Source organism: Micromonospora maritima (assembly GCF_902825405.1).
GTDB lineage: Bacteria > Actinomycetota > Actinomycetes > Mycobacteriales > Micromonosporaceae > Micromonospora > Micromonospora maritima.
On sequence record NZ_CADEAU010000315.1, the window covers coordinates 1 to 6,329 of the forward strand.

Genomic DNA, 6,329 nt, shown 5'->3' on the forward strand with positions numbered 1-6,329 from the left:
AGGCCGGCGACCGCGCCGGCCAGGGCCGGCAGGGTCGTCAGGTACGCCCCGCCGGGCACCAGCACGGCGAGCAGCACCCCGAACAGGGCCAGCCAGGTCAGCCCGCCGAACGCCAGCGCGGCCGGGCCGACCCGGCGGCGGCTCAACGCGTACCAGCAGAGGAGTACCGCGGCGGCGAGCGCCACCACGGCGAGCCGGTACCAGACCGGACGGTACGGGTCGAGCAGCTCCGCGTACCCGGGGCGGACCGTGGTGATCGCGGTCCAGAGCAGCCAGGCGCCCACCGGGGCCACCACCAGCGGCACCAGGGTCAGGCCGACGCCGGCGGCGAGCGTGCCGGCGGTGGCCCGCCCGCGCCGGCGCAGCAGCCAGCCGAGCGCACCCACCGCGAGCAGTGCGGCCACGGCCAGCGGCAGGGTCAGCCAGCCGGGGTAGCGGACCAGCCCGCCGGGCACCGGGAAGTAGGTGTCGTCGTGGCCGGCGCGCAGGTCGCCCAGGTCGGTGCGGCCGAACTCGCGGGCCAGGCCGAGCGCGTTGTCACCGTGCATCTGGAGGCTGCCCCGGTCCATCCGGGCCGGCACGTCCAGCGGGGTGTGGTAGATCGCCCCGCCGTCGATGTAGGCCGAGTTCAGGCCGACGAACCTCTGGTCGAGGAAGGCGGTGAAGTCGGTGTCGTTGGGCAGCGCCCGGTAGATCTCCACCGCGAACGACGTACCCACCGGGTGCGGGGCGGCCCGACCGAAGACGTCCACCAGCTTCGCGTTGTTCCGCGAGGTCTCGAACATGATCACCGGGCCGGTGGAGCCGCGCGCCTCCAGGTTGAGCACCACCCCGCCGTCGGCGGCGAGCGGGTGGTCGGCGGCGAAGCCGGCGGCGCCGCACAGGCACGCCTCCTCCGCGTCGGTGAGCACGAAGACCACGTCGTTGCGGGGGCGCGGTCCGGCGGTCAGCGCCCGGGCCACCTCCAGGATGGTGGCGGTGCCGGCGGCGTCGTCGTTGCCGCCGGGCCCGGTCTGCACCGAGTCGTAGTGGGAGACGAGGAAGACCCTGCCGGTCGGGTCGGTGCCGGGGAGCCGGGCCACCACGTTGCGGACCCGGGCCAGGGTCGCCCCGCCGGCCGCGCCGCTGAGCTGCCCGGCCTCGGGCGCGACCGCGTCCTGCACCTCCGTCTCCAGGCCCAGCCCGCGCAGTGTGCCCACCAGGTGCTCGCGTACCCGGTCGTTGGCCTCGCTGCCGGCCACGTGCGGCCGGGCCGCGATCACCTCGACGTTCCGGAAGGCCCGGGCGGCGCTGAACTCGTCGGCCGGGGCGCTCGCCGGGCGCGGCGCCGGGGTGGACAGGTCGAGCAGGACGCCCGCCCCGACGGCGAGCAGCGCGACCAGCGCGGCGACGGCGGCGGGCAACCGGCGGCGCGGCTTGGTCAGCGCCCGGTCGGCGGGGCGGGTGGGGGGTGCGCCCACGGGGACTCCTCGGGGTGGATCTACGGGGGGTGGGCATCATCCTGCACCCCCGGGCGTCGCGGCGGCACCACCCGGTCGGTGCCTTGCCGCCCGGGCACCGCTCCCGGCGTAACATCGGTGGTCGGCCGTGCCGCTGTCCGGGTGGAAGAGGTTCACCGCCGACCCGTGCCGACGGCGGTCGTGTGGTGTGCGACCGTTTGTCTTAGCCTGGATCGCCCACGGCGCCCGGAAGGAGCCCGACATCACCAGCGAACTCCCGCGCCTCGCGGCGGTGACCCGGCCGCACGGGGGGAGCAGCGTGCCGGGTTCCGTCGTCGTGCCGCGGGCCGGTGCGGGGCTGCACGGCGGCCTTCCACCGGGCGAACGGCTGCGGGTGCTGCTGGTCGAGGACGACGAGGGCGACGCCTTCCTGGTCGGCGAGCTGCTCGCCGAGACCAACTCGATGATCGACCTGCTGGTGGCCACCAGCCTCAGCGAGGCCCGGCAGCGGGTGATGGGCGTGGACTGCGTCCTGCTCGACCTGGGCCTGCCGGACGCGCAGGGCCTGGACGGGCTGCGCCGGGTGCTGGAGATGGCCAGCGGCGCCGCGGTCTGCGTGCTGACCGGCCGCTCCGACGAGCACCTGGGCATCGTGGCGGTCGCCGAGGGCGCGCAGGACTACCTGGTCAAGGGTCAGGTGGACGGGGTCCTGCTGACCCGGGCGCTGCGCTACGCGGTGGAGCGCAAGCGGGCCGACGAGAACGCCCGCCGGCTGCGCGAGGTGGAGCTGCGCCAGGCCGAGTCGGCCCGCCTGGAACGCGGCCTGCTGCCGCAGCCGCTGATGACCACCGACGAGGTGTCGGTGCACACGTTCTACCGGCCCGGCCGGCATGCCGCGCTGATCGGCGGCGACTTCTACGACGTGGTGCAGACCCGACCGGACCGGATCGACCTGATCGTCGGCGACGTGTGCGGGCACGGGGTGGACGAGGCGGCGCTCGGCGTCGAGCTGCGTGTCGCCTGGCGGGCCCTGGTGCTGGCCGGGGTGCCGGACGACGAGGTGCTGCCCGCGTTGGAGCAGGTCCTGATGAGCGAACGCCGCCTCCAGGAGATCTTCGCGACGGTGGCGACCGCCCGGCTCGACCTGGCGTCGGCGCGGGCCACCGTGCGGCTCGCCGGCCACCCACCGCCGCTGCTGCTCAGCGGTGGCAGGGTCGCCCCGGTGCCGGCCAAGGGCGGCCTGCTGCTCGGCGTCCGACCCCGCCGCCCCGTCGCGTTCGACCTGGAGTTCGACACCGACGACTGGTCCCTGCTGATGTACACCGACGGCCTCATCGAGGGTCGGGTCGACGGCGGCGACGAGCGGCTGGACGTGCCGGGTCTGACCGATCTGCTGTCCGACCCGGCCAACCGGGCGGTACCGCTGGCCGAGCTGCCCGCCTGGCTGGTCGGCCGCGCCGAGCAGATCAACGGCGGCCCGTTGGCCGACGACGTGGCGATGCTGTTGGTCACCCGGGGCAGTGGCCGGTGAGCGCGAGGAGTGAGCCGGGTCTGCGAGCCCCGCAGTCGCGAACGGTGCAGGCCCGGTGACCGGTGAATCCGAGGAACGAGCGGAAGTGGGATCGGTGAAGGCGTACCAGCAGGGGTGGACCCTTCGGCGGCGGGTGGTCGCGCTCCTCGGCGTGGTGCTGGTGCTGCTGCTCGGCCTGGCCGCCGCGGAGGCGGCGGTCGCCGCGAAGAACCGGCAGAACATCGATGCGGTACTGCTCAAGACCGGCCCGCTGCGGGTCCAGGCGCAGGAGCTGATGAGCGTCCTGCTGGACCAGGAGACCGCGGTCCGCGGGTACGCGGTGAACGGCGACCGCAACGACCTGAGGCCCTACCAGGAGGGCGTGCGGCGCGAGCAGGACCTGATCGGGTCGATCCGGAACCTCTCCGCCGGCTACCCGGACGTGCGCCGGCAGCTGGACGCGGTGGAGCGGCAGACCGCGCAGTGGCGCGGCCAGGTGGCCGAGCCCGTGATCGCGACCACCGAGCGCAGCGGTCCGGCCGCCGGCCAGGCGCTGATCACCGACCAGACCCGGCAACAGTTCGACGGCATCCGGGCCTCGATCACGACGCTCCAGGACGAGGTCCTCACCGTCCGGCAGGAGACCGCCGCGCGGGTCAACACGACGAGCAACACGCTGGTCGTGCTGCTGATCATCGCGGCCCTGGTGGTGGCGGTGGCCGGCACGGTCATGCTGCTCTCGCTCGACCGGATCCTGATCCGCCCGCTGGCCGGCCTGGTGAGCCAGGTGCGGGAGGTGGCCGAGGGCGACTACCAGCACCACATCGAGGGGTCCGGTCCGCCGGAGTTCCGCCGGCTCGCCGACGACATCGACCTGATGCGGCAGAAGATCGCCCAGGAGCTGGACGAGGTACGCCAGGCCCGGGAACGGATCGAGTGGGTCAACAGTCAGCTCCAGAAGCAGGCCGAGGAGCTGACCCGCTCCAACCGTGACCTGGAGCAGTTCGCGTACGTGGCCTCGCACGACCTCCAGGAACCGCTGCGCAAGGTGGCCAGCTTCTGCCAGCTCCTCCAGCGGCGCTACGCCGGCCAGCTCGACGAGCGCGCGGACCAGTACATCGCGTTCGCGGTGGACGGCGCGCAGCGGATGCAGCGGCTCATCAACGACCTGCTCGCGTTCTCCCGGATCGGCCGGTTGACCACCGGCTTCACCGAGGTCGACCTGAACAAGGTGATGGGCGACGTGGCCGGGCAGACCGAGGCGGCCCGCCAGTACGCCGACGCGGAGCTGACCTGGGACGAGATGCCGACGATCCGCGGCGAGGAGCCGCTGCTGACCAACCTGCTGGCCAATCTGGTCAGCAACTCGGTGAAGTTCCGCCGCCCCGACGTGACGCCGAAGGTGCACGTGTCGGCCCGGCTGGTGGACGGCGAGTGGGAGATCAGCTGCCGGGACAACGGCATCGGCATCGAGCCCGAGTTCGCCGACAAGATCTTCGTGATCTTCCAGCGGCTGCACTCCAAGGACGCGTACCCGGGCACCGGCATCGGGCTCGCCATCGTCAAGAAGATCGTGGAATACCACGGCGGGCGGGTCTGGGTGGACACCGGCGCCGAGGAGGGCACGACGATCCGGTTCACGCTGCCGGCACTGGAGGCCGACGTCGAGGCGGCCCGGGCGGCCGAGCAGGCTGAGCGGGCCGAGGCCGCCGAGCAGGCCGAGGCGGCGGACCCGGTGGAGGGGCCGACCGGGGACGGGACGTCGACCGGGGAGAGCGCCGACGCCGCCCCACCCGAGGTCGCGCCTCAGCCGGACGGCCCGGTACGCGAGGAGTCGCCCGCGCGGGCGGACGGACACGGTACAAACGGTGGCATGAAGGAGACGGTGGGATGACCGCGCCTGCGGACGGCAAGAGCCCGATCGAGGTCCTGCTCGTCGAGGACGACCCGGGCGACGTGCTGATGACCCAGGAGGCGTTCGAGGAGCACAAGCTCCGCAACCGCCTCACGGTCGTCTCCGACGGCGCGGAGGCGCTGGCCTACCTGCGTCGCGAGGGCCCGTACGCGGACGCGGTCACGCCCGACCTGATCCTGCTCGACCTGAACCTGCCCCGCCGCGACGGCCGGGAGGTGCTGGAGGAGATCAAGAAGGACGAGCTGCTGCGGCGGATCCCGGTCGTGGTGCTCACCACCTCGCAGGCCGACGAGGACATCCTGCGCAGCTACCAGCTGCACGCCAACGCCTACGTGACCAAGCCGGTGGACTTCGAGCGCTTCATCTCGGTGGTCCGCCAGATCGACGAGTTCTTCGTCAGCGTGGTCAAGTTGCCGCCGCGTGGCTGACCCGCTGCTGGACGACGTCGGCGCGCTGCTGCGGGAGGCGGCGGCCGACGTCGTGGTGCCGCTGTTCCGCCGGCTCGACGCGTCCGACATCTCCGAGAAGGCGCCCGGCGAGGTGGTGACCGTCGCCGACCGCGAGGCCGAGAAGCTGATCTCCGAAGGGCTGCGACGGCTGCGGCCGGGCTCGGTGGTGGTGGGCGAGGAGGCCGTCGCCGACGATCCCGACCTGCTGCGGCACCTGCACGGCAGCGGCCACGTCTGGCTCGTCGACCCGGTCGACGGCACGTCCAACTTCGCCGCCGGGCGGCGGCCGTTCGCGCTGATGGCGGCGCTGCTCACCGACGGCGTGCCGGTGGCCTCCTGGGTCTACGACCCGCTGGACGGCACGATGGCGGCCGGCCGACTCGGCGCGGGCACGACGCTCGACGGCACGCCGGTGCGGGCCGCCGGGTCGGCGCCGGAGCCGGGCGCGCTGCGCGGCACCGCGATGACGAAGTTCCTGCCGGCGGACTTCCGCCGCGACGTGGAGGCCGGCGGTCGGCGGCTCGGTGAGCTGCTGCCCGGCCAGCACTGCGCCGGCCGGGAATACCTGGACATCCTCACCGGCGTTCAGCAGTTCGTGCTGTTCTGGCGCACGCTGCCCTGGGACCACACCCCCGGCACGCTGCTCGTGCGGGAGGCCGGCGGGGTGGCCCGCCGCTTCGACGGCACCGACTACCACCCGGCCGACGAGGGCCGGGGCCTGCTGGTCGCCGCGAACGAGGAGATCTGGGACGAGGTGTACGCGGCGCTGCTGGCCCGCTGATCGGCGCTGGGCGACGGCCGCGACACGCTGCGTCGACGTTACGCGCTCCGCGCCCTCGCCGGCCTGGCGCGACGCGCACGGTCCGGTATCGTGACCGGCGGTCTCCGCCAGCAGGCCGCCGCCCGGCGCCGGCGGAGACGCCGCCGCGCACGGTCGACTCGGGGGGCCGGCGGTCGACGGAAGGACCAACAGTGCCCAGGACCAGGCTCACCGGCCGGCGCGTCCGCCGGTCGTT

At 73.9% G+C, this 6,329-nt stretch carries 5 protein-coding genes; 4 read left to right on the forward strand and 1 reads right to left on the reverse strand.

The window, feature by feature from the left end; all coding sequences use genetic code 11:
• The coding region (locus HUW36_RS22935; protein WP_174530065.1) for a M28 family peptidase at positions 1-1,460 on the reverse strand (1,460 nt) is incomplete at its 3' end.
• 298 nt (positions 1,461-1,758) lie between these two features.
• Between HUW36_RS22935 and HUW36_RS22940 the strand changes: the two genes are divergently transcribed.
• The 4 genes from HUW36_RS22940 (at position 1,759) to HUW36_RS22955 (ending at position 6,094) form a co-directional block, all read left to right on the forward strand.
• Positions 1,759-2,970 (forward strand): PP2C family protein-serine/threonine phosphatase, encoded by a 1,212-nt coding sequence (locus HUW36_RS22940; protein ID WP_246248289.1) that lies wholly within the window; start codon positions 1,759-1,761, stop codon positions 2,968-2,970.
• 94 nt (positions 2,971-3,064) lie between these two features.
• A complete protein-coding gene (locus HUW36_RS22945; RefSeq protein WP_174530069.1) occupies positions 3,065-4,843 on the forward strand; it encodes a sensor histidine kinase in 1,779 nt (592 codons plus the stop codon).
• Positions 4,840-5,292, forward strand: a complete 453-nt coding sequence (locus tag HUW36_RS22950) for a response regulator (RefSeq protein ID WP_174530066.1) — start codon at positions 4,840-4,842, stop codon at positions 5,290-5,292. The genes HUW36_RS22945 and HUW36_RS22950 overlap by 4 nt, the downstream gene beginning before the upstream one ends.
• Positions 5,285-6,094: an inositol monophosphatase family protein gene (locus HUW36_RS22955; protein ID WP_174530067.1), complete on the forward strand. Its 810-nt coding sequence runs from the start codon at positions 5,285-5,287 to the stop codon at positions 6,092-6,094. The genes HUW36_RS22950 and HUW36_RS22955 overlap by 8 nt, the downstream gene beginning before the upstream one ends.
• The last annotated feature ends 235 nt before the right edge of the window (positions 6,095-6,329 follow it).